The organism is Pseudomonas sp. NY15356 (assembly GCF_048068175.1).
Classification (GTDB): domain Bacteria; phylum Pseudomonadota; class Gammaproteobacteria; order Pseudomonadales; family Pseudomonadaceae; genus Aquipseudomonas; species Aquipseudomonas putida_K.
Genome location: NZ_JBLUPW010000002.1, coordinates 145,006 through 168,476 on the forward strand (window position 1 = coordinate 145,006; position 23,471 = coordinate 168,476).

Sequence of the window (23,471 nt, forward strand, 5' to 3'; positions counted from 1 at the left end):
GATAAGCAGGCCCGTGCAACACACTTTCTTGGAGATCGCTCATGAACACCTCTCTCGCTGACCGTTCCATCGCCACCCGCCTTCTGAACAGAGGGCTGGGCCAGCACGTCACCCGCACCGGCGTTGCAGGCATCTACGTGGCCATGGCCATCATCTACTTCTGGTTTGGAGGCATGAAGTTCACAGGCTACGAGGCAAACGGCATTCATGGCTTCGTCAGCAACAGCCCGTTGCTTTACTGGGTATACAACCTCATGAGCGTCCAAGGTTTCTCCAACTTTCTGGGGGTTCTGGAGGTATCCATTGGCCTACTCATTGCCGGCCGGGTGTTTTCTGCCAAGTTTTCGGCTTTGGGCGGGTTGCTCTCCGCAGGCCTGTTCATCACGACGCTTTCATTCATGCTGACCACCCCAGGCGTGTTCGAACCGAGCCTCGGTTTCCCTGCGATTTCCGTGGTGCCAGGCCAGTTCTTGCTGAAGGACTTGGGTTTGCTCGCCGCTTCGATTTTCATTGCCGGCACATCGATGACTGCACTTGAGCAGAAATAAAAAATCGCGTGTTTTGACAAGGGTCTTCTGCACCAGCAGAAGGCCCTCTTTCGCTCATCCCCTACCCCTAGGCCGCGAATCGTCGTTGATCAGGCGATTCTGGCTGTTGGTCAAATGCAGACGAATTGCCGCTCTGGCTGCATCCGGGTCCTGGGTGCGTATCGCGTTGAAGATGGCCTCGTGTTCAAGATTGGCGAGGTAGGCCTGGCGCGCCAGATTGGCCTCGGGGCGCTCGTTCGATTCGATCCGGTTCCGAGGAATCAGGGCGCTCCCCAGATGAACCATCAGTTCGGTGAAATAGACGTTGCCGGTCGCTTCGGCGATCAGCAGATGGAACCGGCGATCAGGTTCGACGCAACTGTCCCCTATTGCAGCCAAGTCCTGATAGTCATCCAACGCTTCACGCATTCTGCGCAGGTGCTCATCAGTGCGCCTGAGCGCAGCCAGGGCGGCAGCCTGCCCTTCCAGGCCAATGCGCACCTCCAGGACCTGACGAACGCTCGCGGCGGTTTCCATACCGAGGTGAAAGCCGGTTTGGGGCTGACGCATGATGACAAACGTGCCAATCCCATGCCGGGTCTCGACCAAACCCGAAGCCTGCAGCTTCGAAAGCGCTTCGCGCACCACCGTTCGGCTCACGCCATGCTCACGCACGATAGCCGCTTCCGAAGGTAGCTTGTCCCCTGGTTTGAAGGCTCCCATCAAAATGCGACGCGTCAGGTCCGATACGAGGTCATGAGCGCGCGTATGGCCCTTCTTCCGGGTAGCGGGGGCCGGAGAATCGTGGAGCTCCATGCATTCCTCTTTATAGATGTATGACAACCGAAGCGGTTTTAGGCGAGTCTAACATCGTCAACTTGTATGACAACATAGTGTTTTCGATAAAATTTATCTGCTCGATCACCCACCATCCCTAACACAAAAACCTGAAATATAGACCTAAATTGCGATTAATTTACGCATAAAATTGGTTGTATGCTGATTTTCCCACACAAAAAATCGCTTGTAGGACAACTTTTTCGCTCCTATGATCGACTCCGACATGTCAGACAAGCCAGACCGAACTCACCACAACAACGCTAACCAGGCTGTGACCCGCCATGAATCCTCAAGAGCTGAAATCGATCCTGTCTTCCGGGCTTTTGTCCTTCCCCGTCACCGACTTTACCGCCAGCGGCGATTTCAACGCTGCAAGCTACGCAAAGCGGCTAGAGTGGCTGGCCCCCTATGGCGCAAGTGCGCTTTTCGCCGCTGGCGGCACCGGCGAGTTCTTCTCGCTCGAGCCCAACGAATATTCCTCGATCATCAAGACTGCGGTAGAGACCTGCCATGGCCAGGTACCGATCCTCGCCGGCGCTGGCGGCCCGACTCGCCAGGCAATCGCGTATGCCCAGGAAGCACAGCGTCAAGGTGCCGCTGGCATCCTGTTGCTGCCGCATTACTTGACCGAAGCCAGCCAACAAGGCCTGGTAGCCCACGTCGAGCAGGTCTGCCGCTCCGTGGACTTCGGCGTAGTGGTCTACAACCGCAACGTTTGCCGGCTGACCGCTGACAGCTTGGAAAAGCTCGCCGATCGCTGTCCGAACCTGATCGGTTTCAAAGACGGCATCGGTGAAATCGAGCCGATGGTCGCCATCCGCCGCCGTCTCGGCGAGCGCCTTACCTATCTCGGCGGCCTGCCGACCGCCGAAGTCTATGCCGCTGCCTACAAGGCCCTGGGTGTGCCGGTGTATTCCTCCGCTGTCTTCAATTTCATCCCCAAGACCGCCATCGAGTTCTACAACGCCGTCGCCAGCGACGACCACACTACGGTCAACCGCCTGATCGACGAGTTCTTCCTACCCTATCTGGACATCCGCAATCGTTGCGAAGGCTACGGCGTGAGCATCATCAAGGCCGGCGCGAAACTGGCGGGCCATGACGCAGGTCCGGTGCGTGCGCCCTTGACCGATCTGAACGGTGAAGAAATGGAAATGCTCGACGCCCTGATCAAAAAGCTCGGCCCGCAATAAGACAGAGCGCCAGGCGCCTAACGCTGATCGCCTGTCGCTTCAAAGAACCACCGGCCCGGTGTAAGCCTGGTCGGTGAAGCCCACACAAAAACAATTAATGGGAGATCCGGTCATGAACCAGATCGCAGATTCAGCCACCGATGGCGACGCGCTCAGCCGGGCGGTACGCAAGGTAAAGCGTCATGTGCTGCCGCTGTTCGTCGTCATGTTCATCGTCAACTACATCGACCGGGTGAATATCGGCTTTGTGCGCCCTCACATCGAGAGCGATCTCGGTATCGGAGCGGCCGCCTATGGATTGGGTGCAGGCCTTTTCTTCATCGGCTACGCACTTTTCGAAGTCCCCTCCAACATTCTTCTGCAGCGAGTCGGCGCCCGTCTCTGGCTTACTCGCATCATGTTGACTTGGGGGCTGGTTGCCAGTGCCACGGCCTTCATGCAGAACGAAACCCACTTCTATATCCTGCGCTTCCTCCTGGGCGTAGCGGAGGCCGGGTTCTTCCCTGGCGTCATCTATTACTTCACGCGCTGGCTGCCGAAAGAAGAGCGCGGCAAAGCGATCGCCATCTTCCTGAGTGGGTCTGCGGCAGCATCGCTCATCTCCGGCCCGCTTGCAGGTGCACTGATGCAAATCCAGGGGCTCGGAATGCATGGATGGCAATGGATGCTGTTCATTGAAGGCATGGTCTCCGTCGCCCTGTGCTTCGCCGTTTGGTTCTGGCTTGATTCCACGCCCAACGATGCAAAATGGCTGTCTGCAGACGAGAAGGATGCACTTAACGGTGCGATCGAGCGCGAGCAACGTGAGCGCGAGTCGATGACGGGCCCCAAGCCAACCCTTTGGACGCTGCTGCGTGATCCCCAGATCGTGTTGTTCTGCGTGCTGTATTTCTGCATCCAGTTGACCATCTATGCCGCAACGTTCTGGCTGCCGAGCATCATCAAAAGCATGGGTGGCCTCAGCGACCTCCAGGTTGGTTTCTTCAACTCGATCCCCTGGCTGATTTCCATTCTCGCGATGTACGCATTCGCCGCCTGTGCGGGCCGTTGGAAGTATCAGCAGGCATGGGTCGCCACCGCGCTGCTCATCGCCGGCTTGGGTATGTTCCTCTCGACCACGGGGGGCCCTGTCTTCGCCTTCATAGCCGTGTGCTTCGCTGCGATCGGTTTCAAGTCGGCCTCCTCGCTCTTCTGGCCGATTCCCCAGGGGTATCTCGATGCACGTATCGCAGCCGCGGTGATCGCGCTGATCAACTCCCTGGGCAACCTCGGCGGCTTCGTAGCCCCAACGACCTTCGGCATTCTCGAGCAGCAAACCGGTTCTATCCAGGGCGGCCTTTACGGTCTCGCCTGCACCTCGCTCCTTGCCGCCGTTCTCGTCTTCTTCGTTCGTACGACGCCAAAGAGTGCGAACGACAAAAGCGCCAAACACCCCACGGCACTGAGCCAGCCCCACTGATACTGCAGGAAAGCCTTCATGAACCTTCACACTGCTACCCAGCCTATCTCCAACCAGCCCGTGCAGCCCCCCAGTGGGACGCCTGTCGTCACGCACCTGCAGGTGGTTCCTGTCGCGGGCCACGATGGAATGCTGTTGAACCTGAGCGGCGCCCATGGCCCCTACTTCACCCGCAACGTGATTGTTCTGCGCGATAGCGCTGGCAACACAGGCGTCGGTGAAGTCCCTGGTGGCGAGCGCATCCGCCAGACGCTGGAAGATGCGCGCAGCCTGGTCGTTGGACAACCGATCGGCCATTACCAGCGCGTACTGAATGCCATGCGCCAGAGCTTCGCCAGCCGCGATGCAGCGGGGCGCGGTCTGCAGACCTTCGATCTGCGTATCACTGTCCATGCCGTGACCGCCATGGAGTCGGCACTGCTGGACCTGCTCGGCCAACACCTGGGCGTCCCGATGGCAGCCCTGCTGGGCGAAGGCCAGCAACGCGACAAGGTAAAGATGCTGGGCTACCTCTTCTACGTTGGCGACCGCAACGATACCAACCTGGAGTACCGCAGCGAGCCGGATGCCGACAACGACTGGTTCCGTATACGCCACGAAAAAGCGATGACACCCGAAGCCGTCGTTCGCCTCGCTGAAGCCGCCAAGGCCCGATATGGCTTCACCGATTTCAAGCTCAAGGGCGGCGTTCTACGCGGCGAACAAGAGATCGAGGCCGTGACCGCGCTCGCCGAGCGCTTCCCTGAAGCCCGAATCACCCTTGACCCCAACGGCGCCTGGTCACTGAAGGACGCCATCAGGCTCTGCCGCGACCAGCATCATGTCCTGACCTATGCCGAGGACCCCTGTGGCGCTGAGCATGGCTATTCTGGCCGAGAGGTGATGGCCGAGTTCCGGCGCGCTACCGGGCTGCCCACTGCAACCAACATGATCGCCACCGACTGGCGCGAAATGGGCCATGCCATTCAACTGCAGTCCGTCGACATTCCACTCGCCGACCCTCACTTCTGGACGCTGCAAGGGTCGGTACGCGTTGCCCAGATGTGCCATGACTGGGGATTGACCTGGGGCTCGCACTCCAACAACCACTTCGATATTTCGTTGGCGATGTTCACCCAGGTGGCAGCTGCTGCGCCGGGCCAGATCACGGCCATCGATACCCATTGGATCTGGCAGGATGGGCAGCGCCTGACTCGTGACCCGTTGCAGATCGTCGATGGTTTCGTGACGGTACCTCAACGCCCTGGCCTTGGCGTCGAGGTCGATGAGGATCAACTGGCAAAAGCCAACGAACTCTACCTACGTAAAGGCCTGGGCGCGCGTGATGACGCCGTCGCCATGCAGTTCCTGATCCCTGGCTGGACATTCGACAACAAGCGCCCTTGCCTGGTGCGTTGACACCCTTTTGTGCCTTTCGCAGCGGTGAGCCACAAGCAAGCCGCCCCTTCGACATCTACGATCACAGGACCTCGCCATGCCTCTTATCGGACACAACTTCATCGCGGGCGCTCGAAGCGCAGCCGGCCCCATCACGCTCCAGAGCCTGGATGCAACCACTGGCCAAGCACTCCCGACGACCTTTTTCCAGGCCACTGCAGAAGAAGTCGATGCCGCAGCACTGGCTGCCGAGGCTGCCTACCCGACCTATCGCAGCATGTCGCCGAGCCGCCGAGCTGACTTCCTGGAAGCGATCGCAACCGAGTTGGACGCATTGGACGAGGCATTCATCGCCACTGTGAGCAGGGAAACCGCCCTGCCCGCTGGGCGGATCCAAGGGGAGCGTGCGCGCACCAGCAACCAAATGCGCCTTTTCGCCCAAGTGCTGCGTCGCGGAGACTTTCTGGGCGCACGCATCGATCGGGCCCAGCCTGATCGTCAACCACTGCCCAGGCCCGATCTTCGGCAATGCAAACTGGGCGTCGGCCCGGTCGCTGTCTTTGGCGCCAGCAATTTCCCGCTCGCCTTCTCCACCGCCGGCGGAGATACAGCGGCAGCTTTGGCTGCCGGCTGCCCCGTTGTGGTCAAGGCGCATAGCGGCCATATGGCCACCGCAGAGTTCGTTGCCTGCGCGATCACCCGTGCGGCTGCCGATACCGGCATGCCTGCAGGCGTCTTCAACATGATCTACGGGGCGGGTGTCGGCGAGCGGTTGGTAAAGCACCCGGCCATTCAGGCTGTCGGCTTCACGGGCTCTTTGAAAGGTGGACGCGCGCTGTGCGACCTGGCCGCTTCGCGACCTCGGCCGATCCCGGTCTTTGCCGAGATGAGCAGCATCAATCCGGTCGTGGTGCTGACCACTGCACTGGAAAAACGCGGTGAGCAAATAGCTACCGAGCTGGCGGCCTCGGTGGTGCTGGGCTGCGGCCAGTTCTGTACCAACCCAGGCCTGGTACTTGGCGTCCGCTCGGCCGCGTTCGATAACTTCCTGGAGCAACTGTCCGCTCGCATGGCGGATCAGGCCGCTCAGACCATGCTCAACGCGGGGACTCTGAGCAGCTACGAGCGCGGTATCGCAGCGCTGCATGCTCACCCCGGGATCCATCATCTGGCAGGGGCTCGCCAGGAAGGTCGACACGCTCATCCGCAACTGTTCCAGGCAGACCCTGAGTTGTTGATCGGGGGAGACACACTGCTGCAAGAAGAGGTCTTCGGGCCCGTGTCCATTGTTGTCGAAGTCGCCGACGCAAGCGAGCTCGAGCGAGCATTGCAAGGGCTCCACGGCCAACTGACCGCAACGCTCATCGCCGAGCCGCAGGACCTGGATTCGTTCGCGAACCTAGTTCCGCTGTTGGAACAAAAGGCCGGACGCCTCCTGCTCAACGGGTATCCTACGGGCGTGGAGGTCTGCGACGCGATGGTACATGGTGGGCCATATCCGGCGACTTCCGACGCTCGAGGAACATCGGTCGGCACGCTCGCGATCGATCGTTTCCTACGCCCAATCTGCTACCAGAACTATCCGGACGCGCTGCTGCCGGACGCGCTGAAAAATGCGAACCCCCTGGGCCTGCTGCGCCTGATCGATGGCGTGCCCAGCTGCGACGCGGTGTAACGATAAAGCCCCGGGCAGCGCAAGGTGGCCGGGGCTTTATCACAGAAAGATCGGGCATTCTTGATGCCCGGGCAATCGATTGGATCGAGGATCAAGCGAAGCTCAGTACATCGATGACAGGCATACGCGGCTTCTGCGGCCAATTGCCGGCGCGTTCCGGTCCAACGCTCAGCAGCATCACCGGAATCTCCTCGTCCGCCAGGCCGAACTGGTGGTGAACAGCCTCGGCATCGAAACCGATCATCGGCGTCGTACCCCAGCCCAGTGAGCGGGCGGCATAGATCATTGCTGCAGTGCCGAACGTCGCGGTACGCACCGCCTCGTCGCGCTGGCGTTGGGGTTGATCGTCATACAGGCTACGAGCGGGCGTTTCCCATTCGGGCACAAGATGCGCCGGCATGATGCCCGCCTCTACCACCGGCGCCAGACGGTCAGGAATGGTGCTGGCATCTGCCAACTGACCGATGACAACGAAGGTCACCGCAGCTTCGGTGACCGCGGGCTGGTCCCATGCGATCGCGCGCAACCGGGCCTTGGCCTCGGGTGTGCGTACGGCAATGAAGCGCCAGTTCTGCAGATGGAAGGAGGTTGGCGCACACGTACCGATACGCACCAGGTCACGGATCTGATCGTCGCTCAGCGTAGCGGCAGGGTCGTAGTATTTGGCGGCACTGCGGCTCAGGATGTTTTCGATGACAGTGTTGGTCATGGTGGTCCTCGTCGATGAAGATTCAAGCGAGCAAGCAAAAACGGGGCTCCAACGCCAGGCGTCCAGGACGATCGCAAAAAGCGAACAGCCCCCCCTGTCTATGGAGAACGGCCGCGTCAGCGGCGCGGCCGTTGCGTTCAGATCGAGCCTGCCGGCGTGACGGCTGGGAAATCCTTTTCCGGATCGAATACGTTGTTGAAGAAGTTCGTCAGCGAGTACATCGCCACCAGCGCTACGATTTCCATGATGTTCGCATCCGTATAGCCGGCCTCGCGAACCTTCTGCAGGTCGCCATCGTTGACCTGGCCACGGGTCTCGATGACTTTGCGTGCGAACTGCACCGCGGCATCACGCTTGGGATCGTTGGCATGGCCCTGGCGCGCCAGGATGATTTCATCGGCCGGCATCTTTGCCAGATGCTCGGCCGTGAAGCTGTGAACACCCAGGCAATAATTGCAGCCATTCACTTCCGACACGGTCAGGCCGATGCTGTCTCGGGTCTTCACATCAAGTGCCTTGTTCAAGGCGCCAAGCAAGGTTGCCCAGGCGTTGAACGCAATCGGGCTTTGCGCAAAGCTCGCCATCATGTTCGGGGTGAAGCCCAGCCCCTTGCTGAACGAGTCGAGCGTGGCTTGGGATGCGGCCGGCACATGTTCGGGCTTGAGGACGATGGTTCTGGTCATGGTATGTCTCCGTAGGGGTACATCGATTGGGAGACGCCACTCTAGGCCTGCGCGATATACCTTTCGAGACTACATTCGCTCAAGAAAATGCTCAAAAGGATCAATCAAGAATCCGCCAGCCCCTATTGCGGCTAGCGCTGAATTGGCGCGAACGGGGCAATACTCCCGCCACACTTCGGCTACCGAGATGTTGAAGCTCTGCTTTCATCGAATGCCTGCCGACGCCATTGTCCAGGTGTCATCCCCAGCCTGTCCGTGAATGCACGCCGGAACGCAGCCACTGATCGATAGCCGACCGAATCGGCTACGGCCTCGGTCGTCGCTGCAGGTTTTTTCAGCTCATTTGCTGCCAGGCTCATGCGGATATCGAGCAACAGTTCGTTGGCCGACCGTCCCAGTTTGCCTTGGAAATGCCGCATGAAAGTGGCGCGGGACATGCTGCACAGCCCTGCCAGCTCAGGCAGGCTCCAGGAGTGCGCTGGATTGGAGAACATGGCGGAAATAGCCGGGGCCAGTCGAGGGTGTCCCGCAAGCGCCAACAAGCCCACGGGAGCGTGTTCAGCTTCACTGCCAGCGCGAAGCGCCAAGGCAAACAATGCAGAAGTCAGTGCGTCGAGAATGGCGCCTGCGCCAGGCTTGTCCTCGATGGTTTCCATGCGCATCAGGGTCAGTAAGCCAGCCAGATGATTCGACGCCGAAAGGCCGTTGCCTGCACACGGCCCATCCAGGGCACGAACGACCAGATCTACCGGCAGGTAATCTCGAATCAATCGGTGATGAGGTGGCGCGATGAAGAAATGACCGCACAACATGTCCAGGCGTTCTCCCTGGCCTCGATTCTCACTCACCATCCATCCCGCGGCGCTATGCCGGATGGAGGCCGTCGCGGTTTCATCGCCACTGCCATCATGCAGCACATGTGCTGCGCCATGGGGCAGAAGCACGATATCCCCACCCACGAGCTCTTTGCAGGTTCCCTTCTCCAGGTCCTCGACAATCGCTCGGCCCTTGAGCACGACGTGATAGGGAATCTCGTGCGCCGCAGATCTTTCCCAGCTGACACGCCACGGCGCACCAAAGGAACAACGCACCTCCAACTGGCCGGTGACGGTAATCACTTTCAAAAGTTGGCTCAGCCAATCGATCTGGGACATACGACCTCCGAACCTGGCTGTGGCCTAAGCGTGATCGGCAAGAACATCAAAAGGTGCTCGGCAAACATTGAGTGTCCTTGATCGGGAGCGGCTTGGAAATGTCCATCATGGCATCGTCAGCGCCTCGAGATCGAGCGGCGTTCACGTAGGCGCTGGACCATCGCAGCGAACCCTGCCTGCATTCTACCCTCCGCGACGATAGCCCACGTCCAACCTCTCCATTCGAATGCATTGTCAGCAAGAGACACATTCTGACAAACTTATTGCTAATCATTATCATAATCATCAGCAACAAGGATGACAGCATGTCCCAGGCCCCTTCGCCCCAACGCTTCACGCCCACACGCAGCCTGTTGGCAATCGCCATCTGCGTGGCGCCGCTCACACCCACGGTCGCCAGCGAGCAACCCGCAGCGCCCGCGGTGCTCGAGCTAGGCGCCACGGCCATCACGGACACGGGCCTGGGCAGCACCACCGAAGGATCGCAGTCGTATACCACCGGCAGCATGTCCACCGCCACCAAGCTCCCCCTGACCATGCGCGAAACACCCCAGGCGGTGGCCGTCATCACCCGCCAGCGCATGGATGACCAGAACATGACCAGCATCAACGATGTGGCCAGGTACACCCCCGGCCTGTTCCTCAATCAATCCAGCGGCCCTGGCCGGCAGTCCTATACGGCCCGTGGCTTCGACGTGGACAGCATCATGTACGACGGCATCCCCAGCTCGTACACCGGCTGGGTGGTAGGCGCCCAACCGAACCTGGCGATGTTCGACCGCGTGGAAGTGGTACGCGGCGCCACCGGCCTGGTCACCGGGGCCGGTACGCCATCGGCGGCGATCAACCTGGTGCGCAAGCGCCCGCTGGCCGAACGGAAGATCACCCTGACGGGTGCTGCCGGCAGCTGGGACAACTATCGGGGCGAACTGGACGCCTCCAGCCCGCTCAACGAAAGCGGCACGCTGCGTGGGCGGGTGGTCACCTCGTACCGTGACGCCAACAGCTTCCGAGATGGGCAGAAGGAAGATCACGGTCTGTTCTATGCGATCACCGAAGCCGACCTGAGCGAGGACACCACCCTTACCCTCGGCTTCTCCCACCAGAAGGACAAGACCAATTTCTTCTGGGGCGCCATCCCCACCGATCTCAGCGGCCACCACCTGGACGTGTCGCGCTCGTACAACCCAGGCACGGATTGGGAAAACAAGGACCAGGAAATCAATACCCTGTTCGCCGAACTGCGTCATCTGCTGGCCAATGACTGGAAGTTGCAGGTCAACGCCAACTACAGCGAGCAGAACGCCCTGTTCCGGGGCTCGTACCAATCGCGCTGGAACACGGCCAAGACCTTGAGCCGTACCGTCTACCAGTCCAAGCACGACGAGAACCAACTGGGCCTCGATGCCTTCGCCAGCGGCCCGTTCCAAGCCCTGGGCCGCACCCACGAGCTGGTGGTCGGCGCCAGCAAGCGCCTGTACGACATGAACGAGCACAACTACAGCCCGTACGACACCGACTACCCTCTCGACGGCGGCAAGCCCAACTTCGTGCATACCGGCAACAACCGCTACCTGATCAACCAGGAAGGTGTCTACACCACTACCCGCCTGAGCCTGGCCGACCCGCTCAAGCTGATCCTGGGCGGGCGACTGGACTGGTACGACTACGACCAGCGAGACAATGACGCGGGCGACTACAAAGTGACGCGCAAGGTCACTCGCTATGGTGGCCTGATCTACGACCTGGACGAGCACCATTCTGTCTACGCCAGCTACACCGATATCTTCACCCCGCAAAGTGGCCGGGATGGCACCGGCCAGCCAGTGACGCCCATCGTGGGCAAGAACTACGAGGTCGGGATCAAGGGCGAGTACTTCGATGGCGCGCTGAATGCCAGCCTGGCGCTGTTCCGGATCGACCAGGAAAACCGCCAGGTCGAGGTCAAACTGCCGAGCTGCCCACAACTGACCTGCTACCAGGCCTCCGGCGAAGTGCGCAGCCAAGGTATCGATCTTGAACTGCAAGGTGCGCTGACCGACCAGTGGCAGATCGGTGCGGGCTACACCTACGCCCGCGTGCATACCATCAAGGATGACAATGCCCCCGCCAAGGTCAACAAGCCGCTTGAAACCGACACCCCCGAACACCAATTCAAGCTGTACACCACGTACCGTTTCCAGGGCCCGCTGGAGAAGCTGCGCATCGGTGGTGGCGTGACCTGGCAGAGCCGCATGTACAACGACATCCCGACCGAGGGCGGTGAGTACCGACTGATCCAGGGCAGCTATGCGGTCACCGACCTGATGGCCGGCTACCAGGTGAACCGGCATCTCGATCTGCAGCTCAACGCCAATAATGTATTCGACAAGAAATACTACTCGTCCATTTCCGAATCGGTGGACTACGGCGGCGATACCTTCGGTGATCCGCGCAACCTGATGTTGACCGCCAAATATACCTTCTGACACCACGACGCTGCGGTGCCATATGGGAGGTCGTTGCCTGGGCTGGCCCTATCGCGGGGCAAGCCCGCTCCCACAGGCACCGCGCAATATGCCCGGACAGCGCCAGCTCCTACCGAGATTGCGCTGTTCTCAAGACTTGCGAATCCCCTGTGGACGGGCTTGTCCCGCGATTGGTCCGGCTTCCCTTGGCAGACAGGCACGTGCCACACTCTCCCCTCGTTACCCAATAGAATTCCCATTGCCATGCCCGCAGGTTTTCCTGGTTTGCCTTCACTCAACGCACTACGCGTGTTCGAAGTGGCGGCGCGTCACCTGAACTTTCGTCTTGCCGCCGAGGAGCTCGGCGTGACCCAGGCTGCAGTAGCTCAACAGGTCCGCGGGCTGGAAGCGAGCCTGCAAGTTCGCCTGTTCGACCGCCTGCCCCGCGGCCTTGGCCTGACCGATGCCGGGCGTGCCTACAGTGCGAACGTTCGCAGTGCGCTGACGATGCTCGAGGAGGCCACCCGCCTATTGCGCCCAGAACCTTCCCACCTCACCGTCAGCGTCACACCGACCTTCGCCGCTAAATGGCTGATCCCGAAGCTGGGGCACTTCGCCCAGGCGCATCCGGACATCGACCTTCGGGTGCTGGCCACCGAGCGGCTTTCGCATTTCCATACCGATGGCGTCGATATCGCCGTGCGCTACGGCCACCCACCCTTCGGGCCCGGCCTGAACACGGAGCGGTTGATGGAGCAACGGATCGTTGCGGTGGCAAGCCCCGCCTTGCTGGCTGAACGCGGCCACCCTGATCGCTTCGAAGCCCTTCAAGGGTACGCCGCGCTTCACGATGCCCATGACTACTGGCCGCAGTTCATCGCCACCGTATTTCCCGGCCACCGCGCAACGACAGCCAGGCATGTCCGTTTCAACCAGACGTCGCTGGCGATCGAAGCTGCCGTTGGCAAGCAAGGCATTGCCCTGGCCAGCCATGCCTTCGTCAAGGACGATATCGCCACGGGCAGGCTGGTGCAGGTTTTCCCCCACTACTTGCGTCTGGACAAGGCGTTCTACCTTGTATGGCCACGCAAGGCGCAACAGCCTGCCGCCCTGGATATCGTCAGGCACTGGCTCAACGCCCAGGCAGACGAAAGTCAATCTACTGGCTCGGCATAGCTGGGCTGCCTCCCTGGAGACTCCTGCGACTGCTAGTGTGGAACCCACTGCAACAGCGTGTTTTCAATTCCCAGGAGGTAGCATGTCGGTAGAAAAAGTAGCAATCATCACCGCCGGCGGCAGTGGCATGGGTGCAGCCGCGGCGCGCCGTCTCGCGGCCGATGGCTTCAAGGTCGGCATCCTTTCATCTTCGGGCAAGGGTGAAGCGCTGGCCGCCGAGCTCGGCGGTATCGGCGTCACCGGCAGCAACCAGTCGGTGCAAGACCTGCAGCGCCTGGTCGATGCCGTCGTCGAGAAGTGGGGCCGCATCGACGTGCTGGTCAACAGCGCCGGCCACGGCCCTCGCGCGCCCATCCTCGAGATCAGTGACGAGGACTGGCACAAGGGCATGGAGACCTACTTGCTCAACGTCATCCGCCCTACGCGACTGGTGACGCCGATCATGCAGCGGCAAAAAGGCGGCGTGATCATCAACATCTCCACGGCCTGGGCCTTCGAGCCGAGTGAACTGTTCCCCACCTCGGCGGTGTTCCGCTCTGGCCTGGCGGCGTTCAGCAAGATCTTCGCGGACAACTTCGCCGCCGATAACGTGCGCATCAACAACGTACTCCCCGGCTGGATCGACAGCCTGCCCGCCACCGAACAGCGTCGCGACAGCGTGCCGCTCAAGCGATACGGCACCAGCGAGGAAATCGCCGCGACCATCGCCTTCCTCGCCAGCGATGGCGCGGCCTATATCACCGGGCAGAACATCAGGGTCGATGGTGGGGTGACGCGTAGCGTCTGATGAAGGTGAAGCGTTCGTCTTGCCGGTGCCGACCTGTGCTTGGCGCTTTAAATGCCGGCCCACTGGTTGTTAACGCGTTTGGTCCGAAAAGGTTGCGATAAATGCATACCGAGACGAAGCCGGTCACTCCAAATTGGACACAGATCTTCCTGTGTTTGACTTGAGGTAAGCGATCATGGCTAACAATCAAGACAAGGGTAACCAAGGCAACACCAACACCGGCATGGGCAACAACACCGGCACAGGCCAGCAAGGTGGCCAGGGCCCGGGAAGCGGCATGCCTAACCAGCAAAAAGGTGGGCAGCAATCGGACCGCAAGCCTGAGGACAAGATGAACAAGGACTGGGATCGGTCTCGGGAATCCGGAAGCCAGGGCGGCCAGGCAGGCCAGGACATGACCGACAAGCAGAACCCCACCGACAGGGATCGCATGGGTGGGCAGCAATCGCAAAACGACACTCAGCAGTGGGACAAGAATCGCTGATTGCCATTGAGCGGCGCCGGGGTGGGTGACTGCCCTGGCGCCTGCCTGGCCTTCTGGACAAGGCCGCCTGGCAAGGGCTACCCCCTTGACCGCGGGGCAAGCCCGCTCCGGCCAACGGCAGCAACGCCATGTGGAAAAAGCGCTAGAGCACAGCGCGTATACCGAGTAGCACAGCGAGGTGGCCTGGGTAGAACCAATAGCTCCATCGCGTGACCGGTATGACCCGCAAGGGTAACCTGCATCCGAACAGCGCCAGCCCAAGTACAGGCGCAAGCGCGGCAACCAGCAACGCCAGCATGGCATAGGGTTCCAGCTCCAGGGCACGCGTGAACAACCCGGTGCGCGTGTTGATGATGACGCACAGCGCAACGGGCACGAGCGCAAAGCACATCGGGCGCTTGATCGCCAGCAACAACGCCGAAGGAAGAAGCACGCCAAAGAAACCATACATGAGCGGCTCGTTCAGCAGACAGGCGACTGCCACCGCCGCGGCCGCCATAGCCAGGCTTTCGACGCTTCGGTGGTGCGCCCCCCAGGCAACCAGCAAGCCCAGGGCCAGGGTCACCAGCACATTGAATGTGTCCGAGGTGCCAATCAGGCGATACGGCACCTCTGAAAGCGCAGCGAACAGCACCAACAGCGCAAGGTAGCGGCCGTTGCTCCGGGTGAACAGCTCACCTGGCCGGGTGCGCGAAACATTGATCGCAATGGCCAGGCAGAACAAGGGGAACGAAAGCCGGCCAAGCACGAACAGGCCACTGAGCGCCGGCCAGGCCAGGCGCATGTGGTCGAGCACCATGGTCACCAGGGCGATCCACTTGATCAGGTCCTGGCCCGCATGGCGCCTATTGTTGGCGTTGGCTTCTCCAGGGTTCACGGCATGCTCCACGGCCTACGTGTGTCAACGTCTGTAACGAAGCACCTCGTCCAACGCGGCGAACGCCGATGAGGTCTGTCGTCGGTTCGGATAATACAGAGGGTAGCCACGGCCAGGCAGTCGTGCGCATCAACCCAAGGTCGCGACACTGCGCAGGATCAGACGCACCAGCATCGTCTGGCGCGTCACGCCGGTCTTGGAGAAGATCGATCGCAGGTGGGCACGTGCAGTGTTGGTGCTGATGCCCAGCTCTTTGGAGGCTTCGTCCTTGGTCAAGCCGTTGGCCAGCAACATGGCCAGGCTGGTTTCTGCTGGCGTGAGGTTGAACAGCGCGCTGACGATTTCCTTCGGCGCGCTGGAATGCCGCTCCGGGTCGCTGATGAAGATCACCACCGCCGGGCACTGCTTGCCTTCGCTCCATTCCAGCGGCGGTACCGAGCGCACGATGATGCCCAGGTCCGCGCGCCCGGACGTACGCTTGACCCGCAGGGCCTCGACCACCGACGGGGTATTGCTCTTGTGCGAGAGCAAGGAACGCTTGACCAGGCGGCGGAACTCCTGGGTCTCGCGGCTGCTGCCGACCACCAGCGAGTCCTGGACCAACCTGATGCCATCCTTGGCCTGGATCAGGCCATTGGCGACCTCGTTGGTCTGCAGGACACGGCCGGCCTCATCGAGCAGGATCGTGCCGACCTCGAGCTGGTCCACCGCCTCGGCATACAGGTTGCGTTCGGTGGCGATGCGATTGAGCTGGGTGTGGATCTCGACCGACCGTTCGAGGTGTGGGATGAACTGCGCCAACAGCGCCTTTTCTTCATCGCCAAAGGCAGGCGCACTACGGCTGCGGCTGATGCGGATCCGGCAATTGACACCGTCACAGGTGGTGATGTCGGCACCCAGGATATGGAACACGTCCAACGGCTCGAGGAAGCTCTTGTAGAACTCCGAATTCAGCCAGTTGTTGTCGGTGATGAACTCCGAGTTGGTGACCACTTGGCGGTTAGGTAAATCGACGAAGGGGTCGAGGGCGAAGAAATACTGGTTGTACGAGCTGGTGATCTCCGCCGTGGAGCCGGTGGTATTGATCATCAGGCCGACGTCCAGATGGCTTGGCGGGCGCAGCATGAACGTGACGTACTTGCTGCGCATCTGCACATTGAGCTGGTTGAGGAATGCCGCCCAGGGAATGGTCTCCCGTGGCCCTTGATAGAGTTTGCCGACTAGGTCACTGAACAACTCGACGCTGAGGTTGTGCATTGAAAAACCGCTTTTCTTGTTGACGTTGGCACGGTGTTGGAAGCACTGCCATCAGGCCCTCTGGCCGATTGCATGAGGCTTGCCAGGCAGTGTACCTGCCTTGGCGAAGTTCAACGCAGCCCGACAGCCAATGCCCGTTGCGGCACCGGTCACGATGGCCACGTTCGCGCCCAGATCGATCATCACCCTTTCCTCGCTACGTCTGGTTGGACGAGTGCGAAAGCATTCTCGGCAGCGATCACCGAGCAGACATCGGCCATTGGGACTATGGCCCAACGCTCGCGGGTAGGCGCCCTAGCAACCGGCGGCGGTGAAACCTGGCCCTGCGGCCAGTGTTTGCCTGAGGCTTGCGAATAGAAAATCACTCATTGCCTTCTTGCAGGCATCCAGCGGGATCGCCTCGAGCGACAGCAACCACAGGTCGGCCCCCTGCCCTTGGCCGGGCAGCAAACCCGGGAGGCGAACCAGACCTGGATCGGTTTCGGCGAAGGCCTGCCACATCAGGGCAACGCTGCTACCCGCCAAGGTCGCTGCCTTGAGGGCCGCCCAGCAGTCCACCCAGCTGACGGTACGGGCATCTTCGCCAACATGGCTGGCCATCAGGCTGGCCAGCAGGCAGCCGTGCATGTCTTCGGACCATCCCACCCAGGCGGTGTCCTGCGCGCCCATGCCATGACGCGACACATGCGCGGCACCATAGACGCCGAGCGACAATCGCCCCAGGCACTGCCCTGCCAGGTACTCAGGCTTGGCACGCAAGGCGCCCAGGGCGATGTCGGCCTTGCGTTGGGTCAAGGCGGTGACGGGATCACGCACACTCGAGATTTCCACGGTGACCTCGCCGTGGTTGCGCTGGAATCGCAATATTTCGGCGAGCAAGTCGCTGCCAAGCTCCGCGGCGACGGCAATGCGTACATGCCCTTGCAGTGCGCCTTGATGGTTGACCAGGGCCGTGGACAGTTGCGCCACGTGCTTTTCCAGCTGTTTGGCACACTTCAGGACTTTGATCCCCACTTCGGTGGGGTGGTATCCCGAGGCGGTTTGTTTGAACAACGGGCTGCCGATGCACTTTTCCAAGGCTTCGACACGACGACCTACGGTAGTCCGATTCACGCCCAACGCTTTGGCGCCCCCCAAATAGGAGCCCGCTTCCACGGCGGCGAGAAAATAACGTAGATCATCCCAGTCCAACACTTCGCGCCCCTCCATGTGGTGCCGACGATATCGGGCCGCGCCGGGTAGCCTGCCCCACCCTGGCAACCATGGCCACGTATCCAACTGGGCGCGAACGGGGTGCATAAAAGCACGCACCCGTGCCAGGGTCAACCGCGTGGCATCGCCTTGTAAACAGCTACTTGGCCGGGGTTGCCCCCAAGAAAAATGAAGCGCCAGCGATTGGCCCAGCGGTGCACGATTGCACACACGCGTGCAAATTTGAACATTTACAGGCCTGACCTGCGCCACTAGTTTTCTTCCCGCCGAACCGTCTAACGGCGGAGCCTGGAAATATATAAAAAAGAGGAAAGGACGATGGTGGAGTTTGCACGGATCATTTCCAAGACACCCAATCGTTACGCGCGTGGCTGGCACTGTTTTGGCTTGGAACGCACGATCAAGCAAGGCGAAGTGACCGCGTTCGAAGTCTTCGGAACGGAACTGGTGGCCTTTCGCGGCGAAGACGGTGTCATTCGGGTTTTCGATGCCTATTGCCCGCACATGGGCGCCAACCTGGCGAACGGTACGGTCAAGGGCAATGCCCTGGAGTGTCCCTTCCATTCATGGCAATGGGGCGATGGCGGCTACTGCGAGAAGATCCCCTACTGCGAGAAGATCCCGCCCAAGGCGCGAATTCGCCAATGGGAATGCATGGTGGAAAACGAATTGTTGTTCATCTGGCATGACCATGAAGGCTTGCCACCCATGGCCGAGCAACGTATTCCACCGCACCGCTGCTGCCAGGAAGAAAACTGGTCGGACTGGGTGGTGTTGAGCAAACCGGCCAATACCAATTGCCGCGAACTTATCGATAACCTGGCCGATGTCTACCACTTCGAACCGGTGCATGGCTCCCCCGTCAGCAGTTACCTCAATGTCTCCCAGGGGCATACCTATTGCCAGATGTTGACCGGCGGCAACCAGTTGATCGGCACCGGCGATTCACTGCGCAGCATTGCTTACTACTATGGCCCGTCCTATGTCATTGCCGACATGGAAGCGGAAATGTGGGGCCATAAACTTGAATGCATCATGATGATCGGCAACGTGCCGATCACCCAGGATCGTTTCATGATGCACTTCGGCATGAAAGTACGAGCGCTGGATAATTTGTCGTTCTCCGAAAACCAGAAACTCATCGCCGCCTATATTGCCAACGGCCAGGAAACGTTCTTCCAGGACCTGCGCATCTGGGACAACAAGAAACGCGTGGACAACCCCATCCTGTGTGGCGGCGACGGGCCGGTCTATCAGCTGCGCGAATGGTATGAGCAGTTCTATCTCGACCGCGACCAAGTCCCTGCCAAGACCGCCGAGAAACGCGTATTCATCTCGCGGGAACGTGCAGACACGGCGCAGTGGCTGATGGACGTTCACGGCGTGGGCTTGGACGGCCAGCCGGTCAGGCAGCAGGAAACCCAGCTGGCACCTTCTGACGCCTAGGGTGGATGGGCGAAAAAAAACAATAAACACCTGGAGATTCAGCCGTGAACAAAGATTTCTTTGCCGAACGCTTTCCCAAGGGCTGGTTTGGCGTGCTCTTTTCGAATGAGCTGGCCATCGGGCAGGTCAAGTCGCTCAAGTACTTCAATCGGGACTACGTCGCCTTTCGAGGCGAAAACGGTGAGGTCGCGATCCTCGATGCCCATTGCCCTCACCTTGGCGCCCACCTGGGCGGCGGCCAGTGCGTAGGCAACACCATTCGTTGCCCTTTCCATGGCTGGCAGTTCGACCAGCAAGGTAAATGCACCGCCATCCCCTATGCCGAGCGCATTCCGCCCAAGGCAAAGGAAGGCGCCTTGAAGTGGCACCCGGTGTGCGAGCTGAACCAGATGATCCACCTCTGGTTCGATCCGCAGGGGGGCGAGCCCGAATGGGAGGTGCCGCGCTCCACCGAGATGAACGATGATGACGGCTGGACACGCTGGTACTTCAAGCGCTGGAGGATCAAGACCCAGGGCAAGGAGATCATCGAGAACCTGGTGGACACCCCGCACTTCGCCATCGTCCACCAGTCGCCGATCGACAAGATCACCGTCGAATACGACGGACACATCGCCCGGCAGATCTCGCTGATCGGCCGACACCCCACGCTGGGCAGCCAACTGGATACCGTGGCGACCTACTTCGGGCCGGGCCTGATGCACGTCGAGATGCAAGGCACCCACGAAAGCCGGCAGGTCAACTTCCATACGCCGGTGGACCACCAGAGCCTGGACCTGTGCTATGGCCTCAAGCTACGCCACGACCCGGCAATCAGCGACATCGACGCCATCGCCGAGGAATATGCAGGCTTCGCCCACAAAGCGTTCTACGAGGATGTCGAGATCTGGGAGAACAAGGTGTACCGGGAGGCTCCGCTGCTGTGCAAGGAGGATGGCCAACTGTTCGAATTGAGGAAGTGGTATCGCCAGTTCTTCGTCGATACCCCCCCACAGGCCATTATCGCCTGACGCCGAGCGTCGCCAGAACGCCACCCGAACGGGTGGCGTTTCTGTTCATGGTTGCATTCACAAAAGCCGCGGCAGCTATTTGTACGCACCTGCCTAGAACTTTTTCCTATTTATCGGTCTATGTGGATAGGCACGAAGCTCGGCAAACCATTTGCCAGCCGGCTACATCCCATTGTCCACCAGAGGTTGTCTTCGCTCATGAAATTCCATGTCCCACGGATAGTGCTGCTCGGCCTGTTCGCGTTCGCGGCAATGGGCTCGGCATCAGCAACGCAAATGAAGGCGTCCACCCCTGCGACTGCCCCGCACGTCGCAGCCCCCCAGGCTCCGCGCCAGGCCGTCGACAACCCCTGGGCCAACCTGGCCAGCACCGCCGACCTGCAATCGGCACCGCTGCTTGCCCATGACGACCGCTACTGGCACGACCACGACGGCCGCTGGCACGACCGCCGAGGTGATTGGCGTCGCGACCATTGGCGCCGCGAGCAGGCCCGCCGCGCAGCCGAGCGCCGCCGCGACTGGGAGCGCCACCACTATCGCGCGATGCACCATCGCTACGACCGCGACTACCGCGATTACGACCGCCGCTACTATCGTCGTTGATATCCCTCTCATTTCGGCTTCGGGCATCTTGATGCCCGAAGCCTGTCAGAACGTCCCTGGATACGCCCCGCCGTCGATCAGCAGGTTCTGCCCGGTGATATAGCCACCCTGGGCGCTGCACAGGAACGCGCAATACGCCCCGAACTCTTCGGCCTTGCCGAAACGCGCCGCCGGGATCGCCTGACGACGGGCCTGGGTGGTTGCCTGCAGGTCACCGCTGGCCTGGCTCGCAGCCTGCAGGGTCTTTTGCAGGCGAGCGGTGTCGAAGGCGCCTGGCAGGAGGTTGTTCAGCGTGACGTTGCGCCCGGCCAGACGTTGCTGGCGAGCAAGCCCGGCGATGAAACCGGTCAGGCCACTGCGCGCGCCATTGGACAGGCCAAGGATATCGATCGGTGCCTTGACCGCACCGGAGGTGATGTTCACCACCCGCCCGAAACCACGCTCGGCCATGCCATCGACCACCGCCTTGATCAGCTCGATGGGCGTGAGCATGTTGGCATCCAGCGCCTTGAGCCAGTCGTCCCGGCCCCAGTCGCGAAAATCACCCGGGGGTGGGCCGCCGGCATTGTTGACCAGAATATCGACCTGCGGGCAGGCCGCGAGCAGGGCCTGACGCACAGCTGGCTCGGCTACGTCGCCTACCACCGTACGCACCTCGATGCCCGGGAACAGGCCACGCAACTCAGCGGCTGTCTGTTCCAGGGTGGTGGCGGTGCGGGCGTTGATCACCAGGTTGACGCCTTCGCCGCCCAGGGCTTGGGCACACCCCTTGCCCAGCCCCTGGCTGGCGGCGCAGACGATGGCCCAGCGGCCGTTGATACCCAGATCCATGTTGACTCCCAATTACCAATACGTTGTACGGCGCTGTGGGAGCGGGCTGGCCCAGCGATCAACGGGCAACGCCCTTGGCTGGGCGGGCCCGATCGCAGGGCCGGCCCACTGCCACAACGGTCGCTGTCCCCACTCGCCCCGATGGTGCTACAACGCGCTGCGGTTGAACACCCCATCCACCAGTCGATCGATCCCCAGCGGGTTGGCGTTCTTCAGGGCATCGGGCAGCAACGCATCCGGCAGGTTCTGGTAGCACACCGGCCGCAGGAAGCGGTCGATGGCCAAGGTGCCGACCGAGGTTCCCCGGGCATCGGAGGTGGCCGGGTAAGGGCCACCGTGGACCATCGCATCACACACCTCGACACCGGTCGGGTAGCCGTTGACCAGCACCCGCCCGACCTTCTCCTCCAGCACCGCCAGCAAGTCGCCTGCCTCGGCAAGCTCCGAAGGTTCGCCGATCAAGGTCGCAGTCAGCTGCCCGCGCAGCCCGGCCAGGGCCTGCAGCAGCATCTGCCGATCATCCACCTCGACCACCACCGTGGCCGGGCCGAACACCTCTTCCTGCAACAGCTCGTCGCCCTCCAACAGCAACCGGGCATCGGCCCTGAACAGCTGCGCCGACGCCTGCGGGCCGTCGTGGCGGCTGGTGCTCAGGCGCTGCACGTGGGGGTGCGCTTCCAAGGCGCGCAGCCCCGCGGCGTAACTGGCCAGGGTGCCAGGGTTGAGCATGGTCTGCGCCGGCTGGTCATCCAGCTGTCGGCCCAAGGCCTCGACGAAGGCGCTGAACGCGGCTGAACGCAGCCCGATCACCAGGCCAGGGTTGGTGCAGAACTGCCCTGCCCCCTGCACCACCGAGGCGCTCAGTTCCTGGGCGATGGCCTCGCCGCGCTGCACCAGAGCCTCGGGCAGCACCAGCACCGGGTTGATGCTGCTCATTTCGGCGAACACCGGAATCGGCTGTGGCCGTGCCGCCGCCAAGTCGCAAAGGGCACGCCCGCCCTTGAGCGACCCGGTGAAGCCCACCGCTTGGATCGCCGGGTGACGCACCAGGCGCTCGCCGACACCGCTGCCGAAGATCATGTTGAAGACCCCTGCCGGCATCTGCGTGCGGCGCGCGGCCCGCTCGATGGCATCGGCCACTTGCTGTGCCGTCCCCATATGCCCACTGTGCGCCTTGACCACCACGGGGCAGCCGGCGGCCAGTGCGGCGGCGGTGTCGCCACCTGCCGTGGAGAAGGCCAACGGGAAATTGCTGGCACCGAACACCGCCACAGGGCCGACGCCCAGCCGGTATTGGCGCAGGTCCGGGCGCGGCAGCGGTTGGCGCTCGGGCAAGGCGCGGTCGATGCGCGCGCCGAGGAAATCGCCCCGGCGCAGCACCTGGGCGAACAACCGCAGCTGGCCGCTGGTGCGGCCGCGTTCGCCGCTGACCCGCGCGGCCGGCAAAGCAGTCTCGCGCCCGACCAGGGCGATGAAATCTCCGCCCAAGGCGTCCAGTTCATCGGCGATGGCCTCCAGAAAACACGCTCGGCGCTCTGGCGCCAGGGCACGGTAGACCGGGTAGGCGTTCGCCGCAGCCTGGGCCGCGGCATCCACCTCTTGCTCGGTGGCTTGGTGGAAGAAGCCGGGCAGGCGCTCGCCGCTGTGGGCATCGATGCTGCTCAACAGCACCGTGCCCAAGCCGCTACGGCGCCCACCGATGTAGTTGTAACCGTCGGACATGG

The 23,471-nt window shown here is 61.5% G+C and carries 21 protein-coding genes; 12 read left to right on the forward strand and 9 right to left on the reverse strand.

The window, feature by feature from the left end; genetic code table 11:
- Nucleotides 1-41: 41 nt before the first annotated feature.
- A complete protein-coding gene (locus tag ACNFCI_RS03270) occupies nucleotides 42-548 on the forward strand; it encodes a YkgB family protein (RefSeq protein ID WP_224456197.1) in 507 nt (168 codons plus the stop codon).
- A gap of 54 nt (nucleotides 549-602) precedes the next feature.
- Here the strand turns inward: ACNFCI_RS03270 and ACNFCI_RS03275 are convergent, their stop codons facing one another.
- Nucleotides 603-1,343 (reverse strand): FadR/GntR family transcriptional regulator, encoded by a 741-nt coding sequence (locus tag ACNFCI_RS03275; protein WP_368829326.1) that lies wholly within the window; start codon nucleotides 1,341-1,343, stop codon nucleotides 603-605.
- A gap of 305 nt (nucleotides 1,344-1,648) precedes the next feature.
- Between ACNFCI_RS03275 and kdgD the strand changes: the two genes are divergently transcribed.
- The 4 genes from kdgD to ACNFCI_RS03295 all read left to right on the forward strand — a co-directional run bounded on the left by kdgD (nucleotide 1,649) and on the right by ACNFCI_RS03295 (nucleotide 7,071).
- Nucleotides 1,649-2,560, forward strand: a complete 912-nt coding sequence (gene kdgD / locus ACNFCI_RS03280; RefSeq protein WP_224456199.1) for a 5-dehydro-4-deoxyglucarate dehydratase — start codon at nucleotides 1,649-1,651, stop codon at nucleotides 2,558-2,560.
- Nucleotides 2,561-2,672: 112 nt separating this feature from the next.
- On the forward strand, nucleotides 2,673-4,019 hold the full coding sequence (locus ACNFCI_RS03285) for an MFS transporter (protein ID WP_368829327.1): 1,347 nt from the start codon (nucleotides 2,673-2,675) through the stop codon (nucleotides 4,017-4,019).
- Between the two features lie 18 nt (nucleotides 4,020-4,037).
- A complete protein-coding gene (gudD, locus tag ACNFCI_RS03290; protein WP_324812935.1) occupies nucleotides 4,038-5,417 on the forward strand; it encodes a glucarate dehydratase in 1,380 nt (459 codons plus the stop codon).
- Nucleotides 5,418-5,493: 76 nt separating this feature from the next.
- Nucleotides 5,494-7,071 carry an aldehyde dehydrogenase (NADP(+)) gene (locus ACNFCI_RS03295; protein WP_416767405.1) on the forward strand — a complete coding sequence of 526 codons (1,578 nt, stop codon included), beginning with the start codon at nucleotides 5,494-5,496 and terminating at the stop codon, nucleotides 7,069-7,071.
- A gap of 91 nt (nucleotides 7,072-7,162) precedes the next feature.
- Here ACNFCI_RS03295 and ACNFCI_RS03300 read toward each other — a convergent pair whose 3' ends face one another.
- From ACNFCI_RS03300 to ACNFCI_RS03310, 3 genes are all read right to left on the reverse strand, one after another.
- Nucleotides 7,163-7,780, reverse strand: coding sequence for a nitroreductase family protein (locus ACNFCI_RS03300; protein WP_368829329.1), 618 nt, complete (start codon nucleotides 7,778-7,780; stop codon nucleotides 7,163-7,165).
- 137 nt (nucleotides 7,781-7,917) lie between these two features.
- Nucleotides 7,918-8,463 (reverse strand): carboxymuconolactone decarboxylase family protein, encoded by a 546-nt coding sequence (locus ACNFCI_RS03305; protein WP_368829330.1) that lies wholly within the window; start codon nucleotides 8,461-8,463, stop codon nucleotides 7,918-7,920.
- 179 nt (nucleotides 8,464-8,642) lie between these two features.
- On the reverse strand, nucleotides 8,643-9,617 hold the full coding sequence (locus ACNFCI_RS03310; protein ID WP_324812949.1) for an AraC family transcriptional regulator: 975 nt from the start codon (nucleotides 9,615-9,617) through the stop codon (nucleotides 8,643-8,645).
- A gap of 305 nt (nucleotides 9,618-9,922) precedes the next feature.
- Between ACNFCI_RS03310 and ACNFCI_RS03315 the strand changes: the two genes are divergently transcribed.
- From ACNFCI_RS03315 to ACNFCI_RS03330, 4 genes are all read left to right on the forward strand, one after another.
- Entirely contained in the window at nucleotides 9,923-12,085 is a 2,163-nt protein-coding gene (locus ACNFCI_RS03315) for a TonB-dependent siderophore receptor (RefSeq protein ID WP_368829331.1), read from the forward strand.
- A 243-nt stretch (nucleotides 12,086-12,328) separates the two neighbouring features.
- Nucleotides 12,329-13,240, forward strand: coding sequence for a LysR substrate-binding domain-containing protein (locus ACNFCI_RS03320; protein ID WP_324812955.1), 912 nt, complete (start codon nucleotides 12,329-12,331; stop codon nucleotides 13,238-13,240).
- An 82-nt stretch (nucleotides 13,241-13,322) separates the two neighbouring features.
- Nucleotides 13,323-14,027 (forward strand): SDR family oxidoreductase, encoded by a 705-nt coding sequence (locus tag ACNFCI_RS03325; RefSeq protein WP_324812958.1) that lies wholly within the window; start codon nucleotides 13,323-13,325, stop codon nucleotides 14,025-14,027.
- Nucleotides 14,028-14,202: 175 nt separating this feature from the next.
- Nucleotides 14,203-14,511 carry a hypothetical protein gene (locus ACNFCI_RS03330; RefSeq protein ID WP_324812961.1) on the forward strand — a complete coding sequence of 103 codons (309 nt, stop codon included), beginning with the start codon at nucleotides 14,203-14,205 and terminating at the stop codon, nucleotides 14,509-14,511.
- Nucleotides 14,512-14,653: 142 nt separating this feature from the next.
- Here the strand turns inward: ACNFCI_RS03330 and ACNFCI_RS03335 are convergent, their stop codons facing one another.
- The 3 genes from ACNFCI_RS03335 to ACNFCI_RS03345 form a co-directional block, all read right to left on the reverse strand.
- The gene (locus ACNFCI_RS03335; protein ID WP_324812964.1) at nucleotides 14,654-15,388 is read right to left on the reverse strand and encodes a TraX family protein; all 735 of its coding nucleotides are present in this window, start codon (nucleotides 15,386-15,388) and stop codon (nucleotides 14,654-14,656) included.
- A 129-nt stretch (nucleotides 15,389-15,517) separates the two neighbouring features.
- Nucleotides 15,518-16,645: a helix-turn-helix transcriptional regulator gene (locus ACNFCI_RS03340; protein WP_368829332.1), complete on the reverse strand. Its 1,128-nt coding sequence runs from the start codon at nucleotides 16,643-16,645 to the stop codon at nucleotides 15,518-15,520.
- A 294-nt stretch (nucleotides 16,646-16,939) separates the two neighbouring features.
- Nucleotides 16,940-17,944, reverse strand: a complete 1,005-nt coding sequence (locus ACNFCI_RS03345) for a LysR family transcriptional regulator (RefSeq protein WP_368829333.1) — start codon at nucleotides 17,942-17,944, stop codon at nucleotides 16,940-16,942.
- A 231-nt stretch (nucleotides 17,945-18,175) separates the two neighbouring features.
- Here ACNFCI_RS03345 and ACNFCI_RS03350 point away from each other — a divergent pair, with 231 nt between their 5' ends.
- From ACNFCI_RS03350 to ACNFCI_RS03360, 3 genes are all read left to right on the forward strand, one after another.
- Nucleotides 18,176-19,303, forward strand: coding sequence for a Rieske 2Fe-2S domain-containing protein (locus ACNFCI_RS03350; RefSeq protein WP_368829334.1), 1,128 nt, complete (start codon nucleotides 18,176-18,178; stop codon nucleotides 19,301-19,303).
- Nucleotides 19,304-19,347: 44 nt separating this feature from the next.
- Nucleotides 19,348-20,313 (forward strand): Rieske 2Fe-2S domain-containing protein, encoded by a 966-nt coding sequence (locus ACNFCI_RS03355; protein ID WP_416767408.1) that lies wholly within the window; start codon nucleotides 19,348-19,350, stop codon nucleotides 20,311-20,313.
- Between the two features lie 198 nt (nucleotides 20,314-20,511).
- A complete protein-coding gene (locus tag ACNFCI_RS03360) occupies nucleotides 20,512-20,916 on the forward strand; it encodes a hypothetical protein (RefSeq protein WP_368829335.1) in 405 nt (134 codons plus the stop codon).
- A 45-nt stretch (nucleotides 20,917-20,961) separates the two neighbouring features.
- On the opposite strand, the gene ACNFCI_RS03365 is transcribed toward ACNFCI_RS03360, so the two are convergent.
- Both ACNFCI_RS03365 and ACNFCI_RS03370 read right to left on the reverse strand, forming a co-directional pair.
- On the reverse strand, nucleotides 20,962-21,747 hold the full coding sequence (locus tag ACNFCI_RS03365; RefSeq protein WP_368829336.1) for an SDR family oxidoreductase: 786 nt from the start codon (nucleotides 21,745-21,747) through the stop codon (nucleotides 20,962-20,964).
- Nucleotides 21,748-21,894: 147 nt separating this feature from the next.
- Entirely contained in the window at nucleotides 21,895-23,469 is a 1,575-nt protein-coding gene (locus tag ACNFCI_RS03370) for an aldehyde dehydrogenase (NADP(+)) (protein WP_416767410.1), read from the reverse strand.
- Between the last annotated feature and the right edge of the window lie 2 nt (nucleotides 23,470-23,471).

Coding starts and splice junctions, on each gene's coding strand:
- ACNFCI_RS03270 (WP_224456197.1), top strand. CDS start 42: ATGAACACCTCTCTCGCTGACCGTTCCATCGCCACCCGCCTTCTGAAC.
- ACNFCI_RS03275 (WP_368829326.1), bottom strand. CDS start 1,343: ATGGAGCTCCACGATTCTCCGGCCCCCGCTACCCGGAAGAAGGGCCAT.
- kdgD (WP_224456199.1), top strand. CDS start 1,649: ATGAATCCTCAAGAGCTGAAATCGATCCTGTCTTCCGGGCTTTTGTCC.
- ACNFCI_RS03285 (WP_368829327.1), top strand. CDS start 2,673: ATGAACCAGATCGCAGATTCAGCCACCGATGGCGACGCGCTCAGCCGG.
- gudD (WP_324812935.1), top strand. CDS start 4,038: ATGAACCTTCACACTGCTACCCAGCCTATCTCCAACCAGCCCGTGCAG.
- ACNFCI_RS03295 (WP_416767405.1), top strand. CDS start 5,494: ATGCCTCTTATCGGACACAACTTCATCGCGGGCGCTCGAAGCGCAGCC.
- ACNFCI_RS03300 (WP_368829329.1), bottom strand. CDS start 7,780: ATGACCAACACTGTCATCGAAAACATCCTGAGCCGCAGTGCCGCCAAA.
- ACNFCI_RS03305 (WP_368829330.1), bottom strand. CDS start 8,463: ATGACCAGAACCATCGTCCTCAAGCCCGAACATGTGCCGGCCGCATCC.
- ACNFCI_RS03310 (WP_324812949.1), bottom strand. CDS start 9,617: ATGTCCCAGATCGATTGGCTGAGCCAACTTTTGAAAGTGATTACCGTC.
- ACNFCI_RS03315 (WP_368829331.1), top strand. CDS start 9,923: ATGTCCCAGGCCCCTTCGCCCCAACGCTTCACGCCCACACGCAGCCTG.
- ACNFCI_RS03320 (WP_324812955.1), top strand. CDS start 12,329: ATGCCCGCAGGTTTTCCTGGTTTGCCTTCACTCAACGCACTACGCGTG.
- ACNFCI_RS03325 (WP_324812958.1), top strand. CDS start 13,323: ATGTCGGTAGAAAAAGTAGCAATCATCACCGCCGGCGGCAGTGGCATG.
- ACNFCI_RS03330 (WP_324812961.1), top strand. CDS start 14,203: ATGGCTAACAATCAAGACAAGGGTAACCAAGGCAACACCAACACCGGC.
- ACNFCI_RS03340 (WP_368829332.1), bottom strand. CDS start 16,645: ATGCACAACCTCAGCGTCGAGTTGTTCAGTGACCTAGTCGGCAAACTC.
- ACNFCI_RS03345 (WP_368829333.1), bottom strand. CDS start 17,944: ATGCACCCCGTTCGCGCCCAGTTGGATACGTGGCCATGGTTGCCAGGG.
- ACNFCI_RS03350 (WP_368829334.1), top strand. CDS start 18,176: ATGGTGGAGTTTGCACGGATCATTTCCAAGACACCCAATCGTTACGCG.
- ACNFCI_RS03360 (WP_368829335.1), top strand. CDS start 20,512: ATGAAATTCCATGTCCCACGGATAGTGCTGCTCGGCCTGTTCGCGTTC.
- ACNFCI_RS03365 (WP_368829336.1), bottom strand. CDS start 21,747: ATGGATCTGGGTATCAACGGCCGCTGGGCCATCGTCTGCGCCGCCAGC.
- ACNFCI_RS03370 (WP_416767410.1), bottom strand. CDS start 23,469: ATGTCCGACGGTTACAACTACATCGGTGGGCGCCGTAGCGGCTTGGGC.